Below are 19822 nucleotides of genomic sequence, written 5' to 3' on the forward strand. Positions count from 1 at the left end.
CCTTTGCGTTTAAACCGCGAAGACTTGACCAATAAGTCCAGACTCATGTCTCCTAGTTTGAAGACTTTGCGCACTTTTCACCCAGGAGGGGGAGGTACCATGTCAGACGCCGTCACCGAGACACCGAGTGAGACGAAATTCGACCTCGCCAGGATCCAGCAAGCCCTCCGCGAAAACAAAATCGACGGCTGGCTCTTCTACGATCACCACCACCGCGACCCCCTCGCCTACAGCATCCTCTGCCTCGATCCCAACGCCCACGTCACCCGCCGCTGGTTCTACCTCATCCCCGCCCACGGCGAGCCGAAGAAGCTGGTTCACCGCATCGAAGCCGGACGGCTCGACTCCCTCCCCGGCACAAAATCGGTCTACTCGTCGTGGCAGGAGCTCGAAACGCAGATCGAAGCTCTCCTCGCAGGCCAGACCAGGCTCGCCATGCAGTACTCCCCGCGCAACGCCATCATGTACGTATCCATGGTCGACGCCGGCACCATCGAGCTCCTTCGCAGTCTGGGCAAAGAGATCGTCAGCTCAGCTGACCTCGTAAGCCACTTCGAAGCCGTCCTCACCGACGCACAACTCGCCACCCACTATGTCGCGCAGAAGCACACCGACGAGATCCTCGCCGCAGCGTGGAATGAGATCGGCACCCGTGCACGATCCGGCAGCGGCCGCTCCGATGGAACCGACGAGCACGCCATGGTGCAGTATCTGCAAGAAGCTATGGCGCGCGCCGGACTCGACTGGGAGCATGGCCCAAACGTCAGCGCAGGCCCCAACTCCGCCGACTCTCACTACGAACCCACCGCCGCCAGCTCCCGCCCCATCCGCAAAGGCGACTTCGTCCTCATCGACATCTGGGCCAAACTCAAAGACGACCCCTCCGCCGTCTGGTACGACATCACCTGGACCGGCGTCGTCGGCCGCGAGCCCACCGAACGCGAGCACCTCATCTTCTCGACCGTCCGCGATGCCCGCGATGCCTCTATCAAAGTCGTGCAGGACGCCTTTACCGCCAACCAGCCCATCGCGGGCTGGCAGGCCGACGACGCCTCACGCAACGTCATCCGCAAAGCCGGGTTTGGCGAATGGTTCACTCATCGCACCGGCCACAACATCGGCACTGTCCTCCACGGCAACGGCGCGCACCTCGACAACCTCGAAACTCACGATGAGCGCCTGATCCTCCCCAACACCTGCTTCTCCGTCGAGCCGGGCCTCTACTTCCCCGGCCCCGCCAGCGACCCCAACGCATTCGGCATCCGCAGCGAGATCGACATGATCGCCCGCAAAGGCAAAGCCGAAGTCACCGGCCGCGTCCAGACCGAACTCGTCAGAATCTAGCCGCAGAGTCTTCACGAATTCGCCACACAAGAAGCCACTCGTTGGTGGCTCGGTGGAACCACGAATTAGTAGCCCGCAACTGGTATCATCAGGATTGAAATGACGACGAACGTACAAGCTCCGGCGCAGGTCGCTGGCAAATCTTCTTCGATGCCAGCGATGGCCCTCATCGCCGGCTGGCTCATTCCCGGCGCAGGTCATCTTCTACAGCGCAAATGGATCCGCGGCGGCCTGCTCATGGTCTCGATCGTCGCGATGTTCACCATCGGCCTCGCTCTCAAGGGCAAGATCTACTCGCCCAACACCGGCGACCTGCTCGATATCCTCAACTTCGCAGGCGACCTCGGCAACGGCCTGCTCTACGTCCTCGCCCGCATCTTCGATCTCGGCCAGGTTACCGTGCAGGTAGCCACCGCCGACTACGGAACCAAATTCATGGTGGTGGCCGGCCTCCTCAACATCATCTCCGCCGTCGACGCACACTCGCTGGCCACCGGGAGGAAGCGCTCGTGACCATCTCGCACTTCGGAGCAGTCCTGCTCTTCGCTCTCTTCACGTCCGTCGTCTTCGGCATCACGCAGCGCTCCGAACCCCGCACCATGATCCGCTTCGGAGCCTTCTGCTTCGTGCTCTTCGTCGGCGGCACGATCGCGGCCAGCTGGATCATGTGGCTCATCAAGCATTGATCAGGCACTGATCGCCTCTCTTCCCGCCGATAACGTTGCAAACAACATCCCTTTGCCATAGGCTGGTGGTGGCACTCAAGTTCTTCGCACACCACCACAGTGTCGCCCACGAAGAATGCGGGAGTGGCGAAATGGCAGACGCACTTGGTTTAGGTCCAAGCGGAGAAATCCGTGGGGGTTCGAGTCCCTTCTCCCGCACCAATATCTGAATCTGAAAAGCAACCCCAACCCCGAAAGAGATTCGATGAGCCCGCAGAACCCCAATCAGCCCCAGGACAAACAGCCCCAGCTCAAGCTCACCAGCACTGCAGACTATCGCGACGGCTACGCCAACAGCGTGCAGGTCCGCATGAGCGTCTGGGACTTCTTCCTCGTCTTCGGCACCATGAGCCAGGACAATCCCGAAGAGTTGAACGTCAAGAACTTTCAAGGTATCTATCTCAGCCCACAGCAGGCAAAGGCCCTCTGGAACGTGCTCGGCCACAATCTCGCCCAGTACGAGCAGACCTTCGGCTCCATCACGCTAGAGCAACTCCCCCAGACCGAAGGTCCCATCAACTAAAGCGTGCGACCCCAACGCATCACTGACGAAGACGGGCAGCAGTCATTCGAGAACATCCCTCTCTGGATGCTCTATCCGCTCTTCTTCGTCGCCGTCTACCTCTCACACTTTCGCCTCCTTCGCCTCCCTTACTTCTGGGACGAAGGAGGCTACTACATTCCGGCCGCGTGGGACTTCTTTCGCACCGGTACCCTCATCCCGCAGAGCACCGTCACCAACGCTCACCCGCCGCTTCCTTCGATCCTCCTCGCCGCCTGGTGGCACCTCTCCGGATACGTCGTCAGCGGCACCCGCACTCTGGTCTCGATGGTCGCCGCAGCCGCCCTGCTCGGTGTCTTCAAACTAGCCAGAACGCTGACGACCACCGGCGTCGCCGCAGTCGCTGTCGTACTCACCGCGATCTATCCCATCTGGTTTGCACAGAGCACACTCGCTCACGCTGACATCTTTGCCGCAGCCTTCACGCTCTGGGGGCTGGCCTTCTACTTCAACCAGGACTCCGCAGAGACGCCGTCGAGACTCGCCCTAAATCCGATCTACCCAATCTACGCCGCAGGAATGTTCTCTTTCGCTGCGCTGTCGAAAGAGACATCCATCGTCACGCCCGTAGCGCTTGCCCTGTGGGAGACAATCCTCCTTCTGCAAAATCGCCGCGAGCCACCCTCACGCAGACTCCACTCCTCCTGGATCGTCGCGTTACTAGCTCCCATCCTGCCGCTCGCCGCCTGGTATGCGTATCACTATCACCGCACCGGCTACGTCTTCGGCAATCCGGAGTTCCTTCGCTACAACGCCACAGCAAACCTCGACGCCTATCGCATCGCCCTCTGCCTCTGGCATCGCCTCCTCCACCTCTTCGCACACATGAACATGTTCGTTCCCGTCGTGTGCATGATCGCCGCGATCTTCCTCCCTGTCGCCGCAACCAATAAGCGACTCCCCATCTCTCGCCCAGCACTCAAGGCCATTGGCGTGATCCTCCTTGCCAACTGGATCGCCTTCTCCATCCTCGGCGGCGCTCTCCTCACACGCTATCTGCTCCCGATGTACCCGCTCACCCTGCTGGTCTGCGTCAACACCTGGCGCCGCCGAATCCCCGAGCGATGGCTCCTCCTCGCAGCGCTGAGCGCAGTAGCGTTCCTGGCCGGCATCTGGATCAACCCGCCCTATGCCTTTGCCCCCGAGGACAATCTCACCTACCGCGACTTCATCGTCCTCCATCAGCAGGCGGTTCGCTTCATCGACCTGAAATACCCTCAAGCCACCGTCCTCACCGCGTGGCCCGCAACCTCAGAGCTCAACCGTCCAGAGCTCGGCTACACCAATCATCCCGTCAAGACCACGCCTATCCTGAACTTCTCGCTAGACCAAATCGAAAAAGCAGCCGCCGATCCAGGGAGTTACGATGTAGCTTTCGTCTTCTCGACCAAGTGGGCACCGCTGGCCAATCGCATCAGTCTCAGCCGACAGCATGAGTCCACGGACACGAAGTACTTCGACTTCCATCGCGATCTCTCTCCCTCCGAAGTCGCGACAATTCTCCACGGCGAAGTCGTCTGGCAGGCGCACCGCAGAGGGGAGTGGGCCGCTGTACTCCACTTCCCCCGTATCGTTGAAGCGTCCCTCCTTCCGCCAAAAAAACCCTGACCCTCTATACTCATATCTGTGACGAAGCGCCTTCAAGTTCGCTCGATCCTCCCATGGTCCTGGCTCCTCTCGCTGCTTCTGCTGTGCAGTCTTCCCGCAGTCTCCCAATCTGCGGAAACATCTGATGCCGGTGGCCGCGTCGTTCTTGTTCTTCCCTTCGACAATCGCTCCGGACAGGCAGCCCTGGCGTGGGTCGGTGATTCGTTTCCCGACACATTGAATCAGCGCCTCTCCTCCGCGGGCTTCCTCACCATTACTCGCGAAGACCGCCAGTACGCGCTCGACCATCTCGGCCTGCCCATCGACTTCAGGCCGTCGCGCGCGACCACCATTCGCATCGCGCAAAATCTCGACGCCGACTTCGTCATCGTAGGCAGCTACAACGTCATTAACGGCCGCATCGCCGTGCAGGCGCAGGTGCTCGAAGTCAAAAACCTCAGACTCTCCGCGCCCTTGCAGGATTCTAGCGAACTCAATCGTCTCTTCGACGTCGAAAACGCCATCGCGTGGAAGGTCGCGCGCCAGATCGATCCTCACTTCAACGTAGCCCAGCAGACCTTTCTTGCGGCATCAGGCGGAGTCCAGCTAAGCGCCTTTGAGAACTACATTCGCGGCACCGACGCGCCAACCTCTCAGGAGAGGATCAAGCGCCTTCAGGCAGCCATCTCGGCGAACCCGAACTATCCCGCAGCCCTTCTCGCTCTCGGCAAGGCCCAGTACGCGGAGCGAGAGTACGATCAGGCCGCGGCTACGTTTGCGAAGATCCCCCTGACCGATCGGCGCGCTCTTGAAGCAGGGTTCTATATCGGCCTCTCCCGCTTCAACACCGCCAAGTACGCTGAGGCTGAATCAGCCTTCTCCTTCGTCGCCAGCCGGCTTCCGCTCCCCGAAGTCGTCAACAATCAGGCTGTCGCCTCCAGCCGTCAGGGCCACAACGCCGTTCCTCTCTTTCAACGCGCTTCGATGGCCGATCCCAACGACCCGGACTACCACTACAACCTCGCCGTCGCCCTATTTCGCCAGGGCGACTTCGCAGGAGCCAAGCGCGAAGTGGACCTGACCCTCAAGCTGCGACCAGCAGACACCGAAGCCGCACAGCTCAAAACAAGCATCAGCGCCGGCAAGAAACCACCGGCTCCCACCGCAGCCGCCACCGACGCTACAGCGTCGACGTCCGACTTCGATCCGCTCGAGCGTATCCGGCGCACCTACTCGGAGGCCTCCTTCCGACAGGCTGCCTTTCAACTTGATCAGATGCGCGCCATGCGTCTGGCCACCTTGCCGCCAGCGGAACAGGCCGCAGAATACACTCGCCAGGGCCACGAGTATCTCTCGCAAGGCCTCGTCCCCGAAGCCGAGCAGGAGTTCCAGACCGCCATCGCAGCATACCCTTCCAGTGCGGAAGCTCACGCAGGCCTCGCCCAGGTACGGGAGCGCAGCGGCAATGCAGCCGACGCCCGCGCCGAGGCTCAAAGCTCCATCATGCTGCGCCCAAACGTCCCGGCCTATCTCGTTCTCGCACGTCTTGATCTCCAGACCAACGATCCGTCAGCGTCAGCGGGCAACGTCAGCAAGGCGCTACAACTCGACCCGAAGAACTCTGCCGCGCAAGGCATGCGTCAGGCCCTGCAGGCGCGCGGACAGAGCCTGCCATGAACTCCCTCGCGAGATTCGCCCTCCTCCTTTTGACGGCGTTCTCCTGCGTTCTGCCTGGCAGGCTCTTTGCCGCATCTGGCACCCCCGGCACCATTGTCAAACTCACCATCCACGACACCATCCAGCCCATCACCGCAGACTATCTCCAGCGCGGCCTCCACGAAGCGGCCAGCCAACACGCCGAAGCAGTCCTGATCTCCATGGGCACGCCCGGCGGCCTGCTCGAGTCCACCCGCGTCATGGTGCAAGCCATCGAAAATTCGGCAGTCCCCGTAATCATCTTCATCTCACCCACGGGCAGCAGAGCAGGCTCGGCCGGCTTCTTCCTCCTCGAATCAGCCGACATCGCCGCAATGGCACCCGGAACCAACGCAGGCGCGGCTCACCCCATCGTCGAAGGCCGCCAGCTCGATCCCATCCTCAAAGAAAAGATCGAGAATGACGCCGCCGCCTTCCTGCGCTCGTACACCTCCCGCCGCGGCCGCAACATCGCTGCCGCCGAGGACGCCGTTCGCAACTCAAAATCCTACAGCGACGAAGAAGCGCTCAAACTCAACCTGATCGATCTGGTCTCCGCCGACGACGCCTCCCTGCTCAAAGCCCTCGACGGCCGCACGATCCATCGCTTCGACGGCACCACCCAGACCCTGCATCTCCTGGGCGCACAGATCATCTCCACTGCTCCCTCCCAGCGCGAGCGGCTGCTCAGCAAACTCACCAACCCTGACATCGCGGTGCTCCTGCTCGTCCTCGGCGCGCTTCTCATTTATCTCGAGTTCAACGTCCCCGGCACCGTGGTCCCGGGGTCCATCGGCACTCTCTTTGTGCTCCTCGGTCTCTTCGGCCTAAACCTTCTCCCCGTCCGCCACACAGCCATCGTCTTACTCCTCGCGGCCGTGGTGATGATGCTCCTCGAAGCCAAGTTCAGCAGTCACGGCGTGTTAGCAGCAGTCGGCATCGCCGCGCTCATCTTCGGCCTCGCCACCCTGGTCGACGGCCCCATCCCCGAGCTCCGCGTCCATCTCGCGACCGCCCTGGGCGCGGGCCTCGGCTTCGGCACCATCTCCTTTGGCCTCGCCTGGATAGCGCTTCGTGCCCGTCGCGGCAAGGTCCTCACCGGCCCGCAAGCCATGATCGGCGGCACTGCCGTCGTCCGCACCCCGCTCTGCCCCACCGGCCAGGTAGAGATCCGCGGCGAACTCTGGCAGGCCTCCCTCCGGGGCCAGGACGCTCTCGCCGTAGGCTCTCTGGTCTCGGTGCGCGACCTCGACGGCCTGACCCTGATCGTCGAACCCGCCAATAAGCCCGTCTGACGCATCGTCGAAGCCCCCATCAGCCTCCGCGCCAGAGTAGACTGAAAGAACAGTAGTTTTTGGATAAGGGAGTCTTTTCTTGATGTTGAATGTGTCTCGCCCGACCTGGGTTCGGAACGTTGTACTTTGCCTGCTGCTCCCCGCGGCCGGATTAACCGCCAACGCACAGGCCACCCCACAATCGGGCCTGGACCGTCAACTCTCCCGCCTCGACATCGGCGTGGTCGCCTCCGCCATCCTCAACAGAGACTCTAACGGCACCGTAGTCATCAACACTGTTCCGACGGCGGTTAATCTCCACCCCGGCAATACCGTGGGTCCTCTGGTAACGATCCGCTACACAGTCAAGCCATACCTCGGGTTTGAGTTCAACTATGGCTACGCTCGCTACACCCAGACCTTCACGCCCTTTGGGGCGCTTCCGGTAGGCGGCGTCCAGCAAAACGCCTCGGAGTATACCTTCGGCTACGTCGCCCACCCCCGACGTCAGTTTCACGGAATCGCACCCTTCATCGGTGTCGGCGCCGGAACAATCGCCTTCCGCCCCACGCCCGGCGGCGGCGAAGGCCTGGGGCCTCAGGCACGCGCCACCTACTACTACAATGTCGGCGGCGACTACATGCTGAACAAACACTTCGGCGCCCGCGCTGAGTTCCGCCAGCAGTTCTTCAAGGCTCCAGACTTCGAAACCAACTACCTCACCATTCAGAAGCGCACCACCGAGCTCCAACCCGGATTCGGCTTTTTCTTTCGCTTCTAGCCAATAGCACCGGGCCGCTGCTGCGTCTGCTTTACAATCGCAGCGGCGGCAGCAGTCTGGCCGACAGAGGTCTTACCCAATGATGTCTCTCCCGCTCCTCTTTGCCATCGTCATCGTAGTTCTCTACCTCGTCAACTCTCTCAACATCCTCAAAGAGTACGAGCGAGGCGTCATCTTCCGTCTCGGCCGAGTCAAGCAGGCAGCCGCGGGCCCGGGCCTCATCTGGATCTTCCGTCCCCTCGATCAGATCGTCCGCGTCAGTCTCCGTCAGGAGGCGATGGAGGTCCCCCCTCAGGACGTCATCACCCGCGACAACGTTACTCTGAAGGTCAACGCCGTCATCACCCTCCGCGTCGTCGACCCCACCAAGGCCGTCATCGAAGTGGCCAACTATATTTATCAGACCTCCCAATTCGCCCAGACCACCCTGCGCTCGGTCCTCGGCGAAGTTGACCTCGACGGCCTCCTTGCCCACCGCGAGGCCCTCAACATCCGCATCCAGACCATCATCGACGGCCACACCGCCCCCTTCGGCGTCAAAGTGGTCTCCGTCGAGGTCAAGCAGGTCGACATGCCCGAATCCATGCTCCGCGCCATGGCCAAGCAGGCCGAAGCCGAGCGCGAACGCAGGGCGAAGATCATCCACGCCGAGGGCGAGTTCAACGCCGCAGCCAAGCTCGTCGAGGCCGCCCAGCTCATGGCCACCCAGCCTATGACCCTCCAGCTGCGCTACCTCCAGACCCTCACCGAGATAGGTGTCGAGAAAAATACCACCATCGTATTTCCCCTTCCAATGGAGCTGATGAACCTGTTCAATAAGACATTCACGCCCGACACGGCGTTGGAGAAGAAGGTCTGACCTTGAACAGCCGCTACCAAACAGATGACGACTTGCAGGATCTTCACGACTTTCGCGGACAGGATCGCGAGATCTCGCTTGGCACTACCACTATCCTTGGCATCTTCTTCGCACTCACTCTACTCTGCGCGGTCTTCTTCGGCTTCGGGTACTCGCTGGGCAGACGTTCGGCCCCGCCTGTAGCCAGCGCGGCGGAGAACACCACCACAAGCTCCGAGCCCGGCGCCTCAAAACCCTCTCCCGTAAGCCTCGCAGCTCACGCAGCATCCAGCTCGCCAGTGATCGTTGCTGAGGACGCGAGTCAAAGCTCCAGCCTTCCGGACGCTTCAGCAACAGAACCCCGGGACGCAACCCAGCCAGCCCCCGCACTCACCAGGGTCAAGGCCGTCGCCGCAGACTTCCGCCCCGAACCCGCAATCAAGCCGGCCGCCAGGCCCGCAGCGGTGACTCCCATCACACCCGCCGCACAGGGCGGAGCGATCGTCCAGGTAGCCGCCGTGTCACACCAGGAGGATGCCGACGTTCTCGTCAATGCCTTGAAGCATCGCGGCTATAGTGTAGTCATCCACAAGGAGCCGCAGGACAAGCTGCTCCACGTTCAGATCGGGCCCTTCTCCACCAAGAAAGATGCCGACGCCATGCGGCAGCGTCTTCAGACAGACGGTTACAACGCCATCGTCAAGTAGTCCGCCGGCTGCATCTCCGGTGGCAGCGCCGCTGCGATCGCGTTTCTTACCGCACGCATCAGCTCTTCGCGCGTGTGATAGTCCGAAGGCTCGATAGCCGGAAGCAGTTGAACCCGCGCCAATCCAGGCGTGATCGCGTTACTTCCCTTTCGCATCATCGTCTGCGTTCCCGAGATAGCGATCGGAACAATAAGGGCCTTCGTCTCCTGCGCCAGAAAAAATGGCCCCTTCTTGAAGGTTGAGAGTCGCCCGTCCGGCGAGCGCGTTCCCTCCGGATATACCAGGATGTGCAGACCGGAGCGAAGCGCATCCCCGGCAGCGGCCACACTGGCCTGGGCGGCATCGCGGCGGCTACCCCGCTCTACCGGCACAAACTTCGCCAGCCGCATCGCCTTCCCCAGGATGGGGATATTCATCAGCTCCTGCTTCAGCAGCACTGAGCTGCGCCCCGGCAGAAGCGGAATCGTGACCGGCGGATCAAGATTCGAGACGTGATTGCTCATAAAGATACAGCTGCGCCCAGCGGGAATATTTTCAAACCCGCTGATGTCGATCTTAATTCCTGCAGCGCGCACCCCCGCATTCGTGATCCACATCGCAACGCGATAGAGCCTGCTGACGTCTCCGACCAGCAGCGTGTAAGGAATGCCGATGATCCCGGTGATTGGGCCGAGGGCGAGATAAACAAAGACGAGCTTCAGGGTTGCGAACATTCCATCATCAAGAATAACAGCCGCAGCGGGCCTCTACCGCGGCGTTACCTGCTTGTAGTCCGGCCCGCAATCGCCGCCGGTAGCTTCCCGTAGATATTCCCGAATCCCCCGTTGGAGAGAATCGCAACTACGTCTCCCTCACGCAACTCCGGCACCACCGCTTTCACAATCGCGTCTGCATCCGCCAGCAGACTAGCAGGCACTCCACGTGCATTCAAAGCACTCACCACATGCTCAGGATGCAGTCGCTCGTCTGCCGGAATACTCTCCGATTTGAACACCGAAGCCAGCACAACGCGGTCCGCCAGCGCGAGGCTATCCACCAGATCAAGCTCAAAGACATTCCGCCGCAACGTATTCGATCGCGGCTCCAGCACCGCCCACAGACGTCGGTTCGGATACGACTCCCGCAGCGCCCGCAACGTCTCCCGAATCGCCGTCGGATGATGCGCAAAGTCGTCAATCACAGTGACGCCCCCAACCACCGAGCGAACCTCCAGCCTGCGCTTCACACTCTTGAACGTGGCCAGCGCCTCGACGATCGCCTCCGTCGGAACACCCTGCCCCGCCGCCAGCGCCGCAGCAGCAGTAGCATTGAGCGCATTATGCGCTCCCGCCATCGGCAGGCTCAGTTTGGCGAACGGAGCACCCGCACGGGTCACCGTCCAGCGAGTCAACGTCCCCTCATGCCGCAGATCCGCGAGACGCCAGTGCGACAGAGGATCGAAGCCATAACGCTCCACCGCGCAAAAGGCCCTCTCAATGCACTCGCTCACGTTCTCACTGCCATCGAACGCAACAATCCGCCCCCGCCCCGGCACAAGATTGACCAGCCGCTTGAATGCAGTCTTCACCGCAGCCAGATCAGCATAGATGTCCGCATGATCAAACTCGACGTGAGTCAAAATCAATGCATCGGGAAAGTAATGAAGAAACTTCGGCCCCTTATCGAAGAAGGCAGTGTCGTACTCGTCTCCCTCCAGCAAAAACGGTCTGGTTGAACGAACCATAAAGCTCGTCCCAAAGTTCTCCGCAACGCCACCAATCAGAAACGACGGCGCCAGCGCGGGGTTTCGTCGTGACGCAACCTCATAGATCCACGCCAGCATACTGGTGGTCGTTGTCTTGCCATGGGTCCCGGCAACGACCAGCGACTCCCGCCCCGGCAAAAACTCATCATGCATAATCGAGGCCATCGAACAAAATGGGATACGCGTATCCAGAACATATTCCAGCTCGACGTTTCCCCGGGAGATAGCGTTCCCCACCACCACCAGGTCCGGCCTCGGTTCCAGATTGCTCTCCGAAAAGGGCTCACGAATCGGAATCTTAAGCGACGCAAGCAGATCGCTCATCGGCGGATAGGCCGCCGTATCCGACCCTGTCACACGGTGCCCCTGCAACTGCAGCATTCCAGCCAGCGAAGCCATCGCCGTACCGCAAATGCCGATCAGATGAATGTGTTTGGAATTTTGCATGTCGCGAGACTCCAGCCTAACCGCTGACCGCTGCTTCGAGAAGGTGCATCCGCGGATTCCTCGCATCGGAGAGATCCAGTCTGGCGGCAACGCCCAACGGAAGCGTGACGTTATACGTGCTCACATGCCCGCATCGCAGCCCGACGGCGATCGGGCCATCAAACTCACCAAGCGCATGAAGAATCGCCCGCTCCAGATAGTCCTGTTCGTCCGGCGAAGCGCACTGCCGCATATCCCCGAAGACAATCCCAGTCACCTTCTCAAGTACCCCCGCATAGCGAAGATGAAGCAGCATCCTGTCCCACTGATACGGCTTCGTCCCAATGTCCTCGAGAAAAAGAATGCTGTCCCTCTCCATACGCGGAGTATACGGTGTGCCCAGCGCCTCCGCGAAGATGGAAAGACATCCACCCGCGACCAAGCCCTCAGCCTGCCCCGCACGCAAGACGCGAAGCCCCTCCGCGTCACCAAGCGACCATGCACTATCGCCTGTCAGACTATGCTGCCAACTCGCGAGGTCCACACCATCCTCTCGTGAAAAATCAGCCGCCACCATCGGCCCATAGAACGTAGCAAGATTCGCCTCGCTGTGAAGCCAGCAATGAAGCGAGGTATGGTCGCTGTACCCGATAAACGGCTTCGGATTCGAGCCAATCAGCTTCGCATCAAGATGAGGCAGCAACTCCGCCGATCCCCACCCGCCCCGCGTGCAGACGATCCCATCGATCTCCGGATTCGCAAACGCCGCATGAAGGTCCCGCAGTCGATCTTCCAATTTGCCCGCGTAGTACAGCGGCCCGCTATCCAGCGCATGCGGACTGAGTACGGTTTTGTACCCAAGCCGCTGCAGGTGCGCCATGCCCCGCTCCACCAACTCCGGCTTCGGAGTACTCGCCGGCGACAAGACCGCAAGGGTAGCGCCTGAACGCAGCGCACGAGGCTTGAAAAGGGACGTCGTCACAGGGCCGCGACCTCGCCGCGGCAGATAATCTCCGCCGGTCCTGTCAACCGCATCACCGCATCGTTCGAAGGCCATACCGTTCGCTGCGGACCGCCCTCTGCAATCGCAGTCAACTCGCGCGCCACATCACGAAGCACTACCGCCGCAGCCGAAGAGGCGCATGTGCCTGTGCCGGAAGAGGTCGTAGGCCCGCAGCCTCTCTCAAAGATGCGAAACGCAATCTCGGAAGACGACAGAATCCGAACGAACTCAACGTTGGTGCCATACCGGAACACTGGACTCCCACTGATCCGCGCCCCAAGCTCCTGCCAATTCAAGCCATGCGCGCTGAAATCATCATTCTCGACAAAGAGAACGAAGTGAGGATTGCCAACATTCACCATCGCGCCTGGCACCTCACCAACCCCGGGCAGCACGATCGTGCGCTGCATCACCCGCGGAACCCCCATCTCGCTCTCGATCAGATAGAGCGGATCGTTCGACTCAATCACATGACAAATGCGCAAGCCCCCATGAGTGCCCAGCGCAACCTCCTGCCTCCCCTCGCTGCTCGCCAGCCATGCCGCCACACAGCGCGTCCCATTGCCGGAGAGCTCCGCCTCGCTGCCATCCGCATTGAAGAGTCGCAAAAAAAACTCGTCGTTCGCCCTTCGATCAAGAAATTCAATCCCATCCGCGCCAACACTGGTGTTCCGCGCACACAGCTTACGGGCAAGCTCAGCATGGCGGCGCTGCGCCAGCGGCTCCTCGATGATCAGGAAATCATTACCGCAGGCATGCGCTTTGACGAAGGGAATCATGTGCTCCTATTCTGCCTCAATGCTATCTGCAAGTCGGCCGTTCTACTGCGGCGACGCGACACTGAAGCGGTCAGACTTATAAATACGTGCGCAGGGCTGGCCGCTCGTGCACAGGATCGTCAACTCATTAAGCCCCTGAGGATGCATCGCAACGGCCGCCGCCACAGGATCACCGGTGATCGCAACGACATAGCCCGCATGCTCTGCAGGCGCAGCCAGCGCCGCCTGAAAGCTGTCGTAGTCTCCTTCATTGACGGTCTGCCGCAGAGGGATTCCAGCATCCTGGAGCGCTCCAACGTGATCGGAGTTGTACATCAAAATCGTCGAGCCATAAGGAAACTCGCCCAGCTGACGAGCCAGCGCCGTCTCAAACGCAACGCGAGTCGTTGAATTCACCAGTGCCTCTTTAAGCACCAGCGGCGTGCAGTACATCATCCCAACCGTATTCAGAGCGATCAACAGAAGCGTCACCGGCTGCATTAACCTCTTAGCAAGCGGCTGCGTCTCACTCCACCCCCGCTCCATCCACTGCACCGCCACAAACGTAAAGATCGCCAGCGCCGGCAGCAACTCCATCCCATAGCGTGAGTTGTAGTAGGAGTGCGGCCAGAGCTGCGGAATAAAGATCGGCACCGAACCGTAAGCCACCGAATAAACATAGAAAGGCAGCGGCATCCAGAGCAACAGCGACGACAGCACTAGGCGGCGACGTACTGCCAGAATCAACCCACCCACGGCCGCCGCCATCAGTAAAAACCCAGTCTCCCAGAAAGCTGCATCGACCTGCGCCGTGCGCATATAAAACACCAACGCCCATACAGGGTTATGCCATCCACGATGGTGATGGCCGTCAGGCGGCATGGTCTTCTTTTCAATCGCCGCCGCCGAATAAGGCCCACGCAGGAAGTCCAGCGGATCATGAAAGAAGTGCTGGTTATAGGCGAGCCAGCTGACCGGCCCTGCAATTACCAGCACCGTGAAGACAACAAAAAACGAAGCGACCTTGCGCCACATCTCGCGATTGCGCGCCAGCGAGACCATCACAACACACCAGACCGCGGCACCCAGAATCCAGCCGTCGTATCGCGTAAACACAGCCGCCAGGATGAAGACCGCAAGCAGCATCAGACGGCGCTGAACCGCACTCACCCGCGAGTCTTTGATTGCAGCAACGCATTCAACGGTAAGCAGAGTCGTCCAGATAAGAAGCATCAGGAACAACGGCTCCGTCATCGCGGTCGTCGCAAGGTAGAGCAGATTCGGGTTGAGCGCATAGAGCGCCGTCGCCGCCAGAGCCCAGCGAGGAATCATCATCCACCGCGCCAGCCGGTAGATACCGGCAACACTCGCTATATAGCAGATCAGCGAAGGCCACGCGCCAGCCAACCCGTTCTGCCACCACTCCACCTTCTGCACAAAAGGAAGCATCAGCAGATGCGGCAGCGGCAACCAGACCCCGCCAAGCTGGACAAGCCCCGGATTGCGTGAGTCGAGAATGCGGCGAGCAATGCCAAGATGCGCCACAGCATCACCGTACAGCAGGAGATATCCGCGCGAGTACGACAAAAGCAGCGCGATAAAAGACAGCAGCACCGCAGCCAACGCGACTGGAAAGGTCTCCTGCCGCGTCGCCGGCCTCACCTCTTCCGGATCGAACTCCGCAGCACCCGCGCCAGCAGCACGGCCCGCGACGGTCGATGCCGTCGGCCTGTTGAGCCGGGAAGTCCGAGACGATTTAGACCCCCGCATGTTCAAGGTGGGAGATCTCCAGAAAGAGCTTGAATCGTTCATCTATCTCTTCACGAGACACATTCTGCAGCCGCTCGGTCCCGAAGCGTTCCACCGCAAACGAACCCATCACGCCGCCATAAAACATCGCGGTGCGAAGAACTGCGGGCGTCAGCTTTGGCTGCGACGCGAGGTATCCGTAGAAACCTCCGGCAAACGAATCCCCCGCACCCGTAGGATCAACCACCTCCGCAAGCGGAAGCGCCGGCGCACGAAACGGACGCAATGCCTTGCTGCCGCCAGGGAACGAGCGATCGCTGAAGAAGGCGGTCGCACCATACTCTCCATGTTTGACCACTAGCGTCTTCGGTCCCATCGCGAGAACCTTCTCCGCGGCGACAACCAGATTGCGCTCCCCGGCCAGCATGCGCGCCTCACCGTCATTGATCAGCAACACATCAAGCTGGCGCAGCACCTTCGCAAGATTCGCCGAGTGATCGGCAATCCAGTAGTTCATCGTATCTCCGCAAACCATGCGGACGTTCGGCATCTGGCTCCGCACGCGCGACTGCAGCACAGGATCGATGTTCGCAAGGAACAGATACTCGCTGTCCTTATACGCATTCGGAATCTTCGGCTCGAACGTCTCGAAGACATTCAGGTCTGTGCCGAGAGTCTTGGCCTCATCCATATTGCCCGAGTAGGAACCCGTCCAGTGAAAGCTGAGCCCCTCCGACCGCTCGATACCCTTCGTATCGATGCCGCGGCGGGTAAAGATCGTCTCATGCTCTGCAGTAAAGTCTTTTCCGACGACGGCAATAACGCGTACCGGCGTAAAGTAACTGGCCGCAAGCGAAAAATGAGTTGCCGCGCCGCCCAGGCAATCCTTCACAGAGCCATGAGGGGTTTCAATGTTATCGAACGCTACCGAACCTACAACGAGAATTGCCATAAACTCCTTCTGCACTGCAATAATTAATATTAGCAACTAATTCAGTTACAAAAATTGAATGCGAAAACGATTAGCCTCAGAGATATCTATCAAGAAGCAAAGAAAGCTTCTGCCTGGTCTCCTTTGGAATCGCCTTGCGATCAGTAAGAATGGCGTACTTCAAAGCATCGACACACGCGCAGCCTTTTGTCATATCCACTGGCATCGCCGCAACAGCCGCACGTACTACCCTTGAGGCGTTGTCCGCGTTCTGATGCATGACAGCAACAATCTGATCCACCGTAACGTCGTCGTGGCCTTCGCGCCAGCAGTCGTAGTCGGTGACCATCGCCACGGTGGTATAGCAGAGCTCCGCCTCACGAGCGAGCTTCGCCTCCTGCAGGTTCGTCATCCCAATCACATCAGCGCCCCAGCTTCGATATAGATTCGACTCCGCGCGAGTCGAGAACTGCGGCCCCTCCATGCAGACGTACGTTCCACCAAGCTTGCCAACCACGCCCACCGTATCGCAAGCCTTCTTCAGCACCTCGGCCAGCGGCGCGCAGATCGGATCGCCGAAGGCGACGTGAGCAACAATCCCCTCGCCAAAAAACGTAGAAGCGCGAGCAAAGGTGCGGTCGATAAATTGATCCGGAATCACGAAGTCCGTCGGCTTGTGTTCTTCTTTCAGCGAGCCCACCGCCGAAACCGAAAGAATCGTATCGACTCCAAGCATCTTCATCGCAAAGATGTTGGCGCGGAAGTTCAACTCGCTCGGCAGAATGCGATGACCGCGTCCATGACGAGCAAGAAAAGCGACATTTCGGCCTTCGAGCTCACCAAGAACAAAAGCGTCCGACGGATCGCCGAACGGAGTCGTCACGCGCTCCTCGCGCACATTGGTCAGTCCTGGCATGGCATACAGGCCGCTGCCCCCGATAATTCCAATCTCTGCCTTCTTCAAAATACTGTCGCTCCCTTTGGCGGACACGGTCCGGCTGGCTACTTCGCCCCTCTGGAAGTATACCGTTGCAGAGCGCTCTCATTGACCGCGCCGAAAGACGCCAGAACTCGCGACATCGAGAGCGCTGGCTCCGCGACTGGCACAACTGCCTGTTGCATCGGCCCCTCAGGCTGTATGCTCGCAATCACGTCGCGCAGCTTTCGTGCCAGCGCCAGGTTGAAACCTTCGCCAATAAAGACGGAGTCTCCCGATCGAGAGATTAGAACATCTCCCTCATTGGTGGAGTACACCAGTTCCGCATCGCCGGACTCATCGTTCTTGCGCTCCACAACGTTTGAGTATTTTCTCGGAATCTGTGCCGCGTAGATACGCAGAAAAGACCGCGCCGAATCAGCGTTCTTCCATCTCGAGTAGTAGAGCAGTCCAATAAAAGCCGTCGACTCCTTCTCCGCCTCGGTCACAGCCGACTTGCGTTGTGCAGCATAGTAGACCCCGCCATTCCACTCCGGCGCCAACGCACTTGCCTGCTCCCGCCCGCCGAACAGCTCCGCAAGAATGCGAACGTCCAACTCCCCCATCACGCCGATATCGTAGGGCGTGTACTCCGGATCGAGCAGCGGATGAATATCCGGCAGTCGAACCAGCGGCACCGGCGCATGTGCCATATAAGCCTGCGGATTCATGATCTCGAAGCTCGAAGACGGTGGATTCGCAAGCACGCCATGGAACGCCGCCTCTTTGCCGGCCTTGATCAGAATCGCCTGCTCGAAGCCAAGCCCTTCGCCATACGGAAACAGCAGAGACTCCTGGAGCAGCAGCGGAGCACGCGCCATCACCGGCGATCCGCCTGTGTCCGTCGCCTGGTCCTTCAACTTGTCCGCAAGATCCGGCGCATCGGCAATCGTCTTACCAGAGGACCGCAGCGTGTAGTCGATGAAGACCGCCATCGCCTGTCCCTCCGCCACCGCCGTGCGTGCGGTATCTGCCTCATCCATCTGCAAGTGATGATTGTCCTCCTGCACGTTATGCGAGGTGCTGGACAAACTCACGTCGGACCACTTCGTCAGATCAATGGCCTGGTCCTGCAGGGCGTGAGTCAGTTCATGCGCCAGTACTGGCTTCTGCTCGTCTGGCTCAATCCAGTCCAGCAGATTCACTGTCTTCGTCTTGTTGTCGTAAAAACCGGCAACCTGCTCGGTCAACAGAGACAGCAAAAACGGACGCAGATGAAAGTCGCGATCGAGCAGCCCGAACTTCTTAAGCACAACCTCCGACCGCTCCATGCGCTTGGCGCCCTCATCCTCGTCGAACTTATCTTTGAGGTAGTGGTTCACCTGATCGCGCGAGATAAGTTTTCGCTTCACGGAATGCTCAATCGGCAACTTGGTGTCGCTGCTGACGAAGCTGAGAATCTCATCCACAGAACGAAAGAGCTCCTTCGCCTGTTGCTTGGTCATCGGCTGTTGACTCACAGCAGGCGAAGCAGGCTGAGCAACACCCGGAGTCGCCGTCTGCGCGGCATAGGCTGCAAAACTGGCCGACCACAGCGCAAACGCCGCGACCATCCTCATCGAACTCCCGCTCCCGGCCCAAAGCCTTCCCAGCAACATAACCCTCTCGATCCACCGCTATAATCAAGTGTACGCAAGTTTTTTTGCATCATTCCGTCATGAGTTCACCAGCACAATCCGATATCGCCGTTCCGTCGGCCACAGGCTCCCCCGCACAGCTTGCCGCGCTCCTTCAGGGGGTTGGCCTGTCGCATCTCAACCAAACCGGTTGGATACGAGTCACCGGCGAAGATCGTGTCCGTTGGCTGAACGGGATGGTAACCAACTCCATCCAGCAGTTGGCCCCCGGCGAGGGCACCTATAACTTCCTCCTCAGCGTTCAAGGCCGCATCCAGGGCGACGCCACCATCTTCGCCCGTCCGGACGATCTCCTCATAGAGACAAGCTCGCCCCAGATCCCAACCCTGATAACGCTGCTCGACCGATTCATCATCATGGACGACGTCGAGCTCGCAGACATCAGCAACACCCGCTCAGGCCTGCTGGTCGCCGGTCCCAAAGCCGCCTCGCTCCTGCAACAAATCGGTCTCGCCGCCGGTGATCTCGCCCCGCTCTCGATGCGCTCACTCAGCTGGAACAACGCCGAAGTGGATATCCTGCACGCATACAGCCCCCTCGTGCCACGATACGAGCTGTGGGCCGATCAACCGACCACCCCAAAGCTAGCCAGCGCCCTGCAAAGCCTCGGCGCAACTCCCTGCGAAGAGCAAAGCCTCGAATGGCTCCGCATCCTCGAAGGAACTCCGCAGATCGGAACCGACATCCGCGACCGCGAACTCCCCCAGGAGACCGGCCAGACCCGCGCCCTGCACTTCGCCAAGGGCTGCTACCTCGGCCAGGAGATCGTCGAGCGAATCCGTTCCCGCGGTAACGTCCATCGCACCTTCAGCGGCTTCCGGCTCGACGGCGATCTTCCAACCGCCGGCATATCGCTCGAAGCCGACGGCAAGCAGATCGGCGAACTGACCAGCGTCGCCGCCATCCCGCTACCAGGCGAAGCCCAGGCCCTCCACTTCGGACTAGGCTACATCCGCCGCGAAGCTCTGGACCGCGGCCTCCCAATCCTCTACGCCGGCGGTATCGCACAGCCGGTCTCGCTCCCCTTTTCGCAACCTGCAGCCTCCGCGCCATCGGTTGCATCTGAAACTCCTGAAAGAGTGTGA

19 protein-coding genes and 1 tRNA gene are annotated in these 19822 nt (G+C 60.2%); 12 read left to right on the plus strand and 8 right to left on the minus strand.

Translation table 11 applies throughout. From position 1 onward, the window contains the following. The first annotated feature begins 99 nt into the window (after nucleotides 1-99). From HDF10_RS16785 to HDF10_RS16835, 11 genes are all read left to right on the plus strand, one after another. Nucleotides 100-1344 carry a M24 family metallopeptidase gene (locus HDF10_RS16785; protein WP_183815418.1) on the plus strand — a complete coding sequence of 415 codons (1245 nt, stop codon included), beginning with the start codon at nucleotides 100-102 and terminating at the stop codon, nucleotides 1342-1344. Nucleotides 1345-1443: 99 nt separating this feature from the next. After that, complete coding sequence (locus tag HDF10_RS16790; protein ID WP_183815420.1) at nucleotides 1444-1857, plus strand: DUF6677 family protein; 414 nt, start codon at nucleotides 1444-1446, stop codon at nucleotides 1855-1857. Then, nucleotides 1854-2030: a hypothetical protein gene (locus HDF10_RS16795; RefSeq protein ID WP_183815422.1), complete on the plus strand. Its 177-nt coding sequence runs from the start codon at nucleotides 1854-1856 to the stop codon at nucleotides 2028-2030. The genes HDF10_RS16790 and HDF10_RS16795 overlap by 4 nt, the downstream gene beginning before the upstream one ends. Nucleotides 2031-2147: 117 nt before the next feature. Next, nucleotides 2148-2231: transfer RNA gene (locus HDF10_RS16800), tRNA-Leu, on the plus strand. 43 nt (nucleotides 2232-2274) lie between these two features. Next, nucleotides 2275-2592 (plus strand): DUF3467 domain-containing protein, encoded by a 318-nt coding sequence (locus HDF10_RS16805; protein ID WP_183815423.1) that lies wholly within the window; start codon nucleotides 2275-2277, stop codon nucleotides 2590-2592. Between the two features lie 3 nt (nucleotides 2593-2595). Beyond that, entirely contained in the window at nucleotides 2596-4239 is a 1644-nt protein-coding gene (locus HDF10_RS16810) for an ArnT family glycosyltransferase (RefSeq protein ID WP_311732797.1), read from the plus strand. An 18-nt stretch (nucleotides 4240-4257) separates the two neighbouring features. Beyond that, the gene (locus tag HDF10_RS16815; protein WP_311732798.1) at nucleotides 4258-5895 is read left to right on the plus strand and encodes a tetratricopeptide repeat protein; all 1638 of its coding nucleotides are present in this window, start codon (nucleotides 4258-4260) and stop codon (nucleotides 5893-5895) included. Then, nucleotides 5892-7208 (plus strand): NfeD family protein, encoded by a 1317-nt coding sequence (locus HDF10_RS16820; protein WP_183815425.1) that lies wholly within the window; start codon nucleotides 5892-5894, stop codon nucleotides 7206-7208. The genes HDF10_RS16815 and HDF10_RS16820 overlap by 4 nt, the downstream gene beginning before the upstream one ends. Nucleotides 7209-7299: 91 nt before the next feature. Continuing rightward, complete coding sequence (locus HDF10_RS16825; protein ID WP_221271824.1) at nucleotides 7300-7968, plus strand: outer membrane beta-barrel protein; 669 nt, start codon at nucleotides 7300-7302, stop codon at nucleotides 7966-7968. 79 nt (nucleotides 7969-8047) lie between these two features. Next, nucleotides 8048-8827: a slipin family protein gene (locus tag HDF10_RS16830; RefSeq protein ID WP_179637228.1), complete on the plus strand. Its 780-nt coding sequence runs from the start codon at nucleotides 8048-8050 to the stop codon at nucleotides 8825-8827. A 2-nt stretch (nucleotides 8828-8829) separates the two neighbouring features. Beyond that, nucleotides 8830-9513 carry an SPOR domain-containing protein gene (locus HDF10_RS16835; protein WP_183815428.1) on the plus strand — a complete coding sequence of 228 codons (684 nt, stop codon included), beginning with the start codon at nucleotides 8830-8832 and terminating at the stop codon, nucleotides 9511-9513. Here the strand turns inward: HDF10_RS16835 and HDF10_RS16840 are convergent. The 8 genes from HDF10_RS16840 to HDF10_RS16875 form a co-directional block, all read right to left on the minus strand. After that, nucleotides 9492-10226 (minus strand): lysophospholipid acyltransferase family protein, encoded by a 735-nt coding sequence (locus HDF10_RS16840; RefSeq protein ID WP_183815430.1) that lies wholly within the window; start codon nucleotides 10224-10226, stop codon nucleotides 9492-9494. The genes HDF10_RS16835 and HDF10_RS16840 overlap by 22 nt on opposite strands. A 44-nt stretch (nucleotides 10227-10270) precedes the next feature. After that, nucleotides 10271-11704: a UDP-N-acetylmuramate:L-alanyl-gamma-D-glutamyl-meso-diaminopimelate ligase gene (gene mpl / locus HDF10_RS16845; RefSeq protein ID WP_183815432.1), complete on the minus strand. Its 1434-nt coding sequence runs from the start codon at nucleotides 11702-11704 to the stop codon at nucleotides 10271-10273. 16 nt (nucleotides 11705-11720) lie between these two features. Then, nucleotides 11721-12665 carry a S66 peptidase family protein gene (locus HDF10_RS16850; protein ID WP_311732799.1) on the minus strand — a complete coding sequence of 315 codons (945 nt, stop codon included), beginning with the start codon at nucleotides 12663-12665 and terminating at the stop codon, nucleotides 11721-11723. Next, entirely contained in the window at nucleotides 12662-13465 is an 804-nt protein-coding gene (dapF, locus tag HDF10_RS16855) for a diaminopimelate epimerase (protein WP_183815436.1), read from the minus strand. Before dapF ends, HDF10_RS16850 begins: the two co-directional genes overlap by 4 nt. Before the next feature lie 42 nt (nucleotides 13466-13507). Then, nucleotides 13508-15256, minus strand: a complete 1749-nt coding sequence (locus HDF10_RS16860; RefSeq protein WP_260177967.1) for a glycosyltransferase family 39 protein — start codon at nucleotides 15254-15256, stop codon at nucleotides 13508-13510. Further along, on the minus strand, nucleotides 15201-16145 hold the full coding sequence (locus HDF10_RS16865) for a PfkB family carbohydrate kinase (protein WP_183815438.1): 945 nt from the start codon (nucleotides 16143-16145) through the stop codon (nucleotides 15201-15203). Before HDF10_RS16865 ends, HDF10_RS16860 begins: the two co-directional genes overlap by 56 nt. 76 nt (nucleotides 16146-16221) lie before the next feature. Then, nucleotides 16222-17088: an S-methyl-5'-thioadenosine phosphorylase gene (mtnP, locus tag HDF10_RS16870; RefSeq protein ID WP_183815445.1), complete on the minus strand. Its 867-nt coding sequence runs from the start codon at nucleotides 17086-17088 to the stop codon at nucleotides 16222-16224. Between the two features lie 38 nt (nucleotides 17089-17126). After that, entirely contained in the window at nucleotides 17127-18698 is a 1572-nt protein-coding gene (locus HDF10_RS16875) for a hypothetical protein (RefSeq protein ID WP_260177968.1), read from the minus strand. A gap of 59 nt (nucleotides 18699-18757) precedes the next feature. Here HDF10_RS16875 and ygfZ point away from each other — a divergent pair, with 59 nt between their 5' ends. Beyond that, nucleotides 18758-19822: a CAF17-like 4Fe-4S cluster assembly/insertion protein YgfZ gene (ygfZ, locus tag HDF10_RS16880; RefSeq protein WP_183815447.1), complete on the plus strand. Its 1065-nt coding sequence runs from the start codon at nucleotides 18758-18760 to the stop codon at nucleotides 19820-19822.

This window comes from Tunturiibacter empetritectus (assembly GCF_014201375.1).
Lineage (GTDB): Bacteria > Acidobacteriota > Terriglobia > Terriglobales > Acidobacteriaceae > Edaphobacter > Edaphobacter lichenicola_D.

Coding starts and splice junctions, on each gene's coding strand:
- HDF10_RS16790 (WP_183815420.1), top strand. CDS start 1,444: ATGACGACGAACGTACAAGCTCCGGCGCAGGTCGCTGGCAAATCTTCT.
- HDF10_RS16840 (WP_183815430.1), bottom strand. CDS start 10,226: ATGTTCGCAACCCTGAAGCTCGTCTTTGTTTATCTCGCCCTCGGCCCA.
- ygfZ (WP_183815447.1), top strand. CDS start 18,758: ATGAGTTCACCAGCACAATCCGATATCGCCGTTCCGTCGGCCACAGGC.
- HDF10_RS16875 (WP_260177968.1), bottom strand. CDS start 18,698: ATGTTGCTGGGAAGGCTTTGGGCCGGGAGCGGGAGTTCGATGAGGATG.
- HDF10_RS16785 (WP_183815418.1), top strand. CDS start 100: ATGTCAGACGCCGTCACCGAGACACCGAGTGAGACGAAATTCGACCTC.
- HDF10_RS16820 (WP_183815425.1), top strand. CDS start 5,892: ATGAACTCCCTCGCGAGATTCGCCCTCCTCCTTTTGACGGCGTTCTCC.
- HDF10_RS16805 (WP_183815423.1), top strand. CDS start 2,275: ATGAGCCCGCAGAACCCCAATCAGCCCCAGGACAAACAGCCCCAGCTC.
- mpl (WP_183815432.1), bottom strand. CDS start 11,704: ATGCAAAATTCCAAACACATTCATCTGATCGGCATTTGCGGTACGGCG.
- HDF10_RS16865 (WP_183815438.1), bottom strand. CDS start 16,145: ATGGCAATTCTCGTTGTAGGTTCGGTAGCGTTCGATAACATTGAAACC.
- HDF10_RS16830 (WP_179637228.1), top strand. CDS start 8,048: ATGATGTCTCTCCCGCTCCTCTTTGCCATCGTCATCGTAGTTCTCTAC.
- dapF (WP_183815436.1), bottom strand. CDS start 13,465: ATGATTCCCTTCGTCAAAGCGCATGCCTGCGGTAATGATTTCCTGATC.
- HDF10_RS16860 (WP_260177967.1), bottom strand. CDS start 15,256: ATGAACGATTCAAGCTCTTTCTGGAGATCTCCCACCTTGAACATGCGG.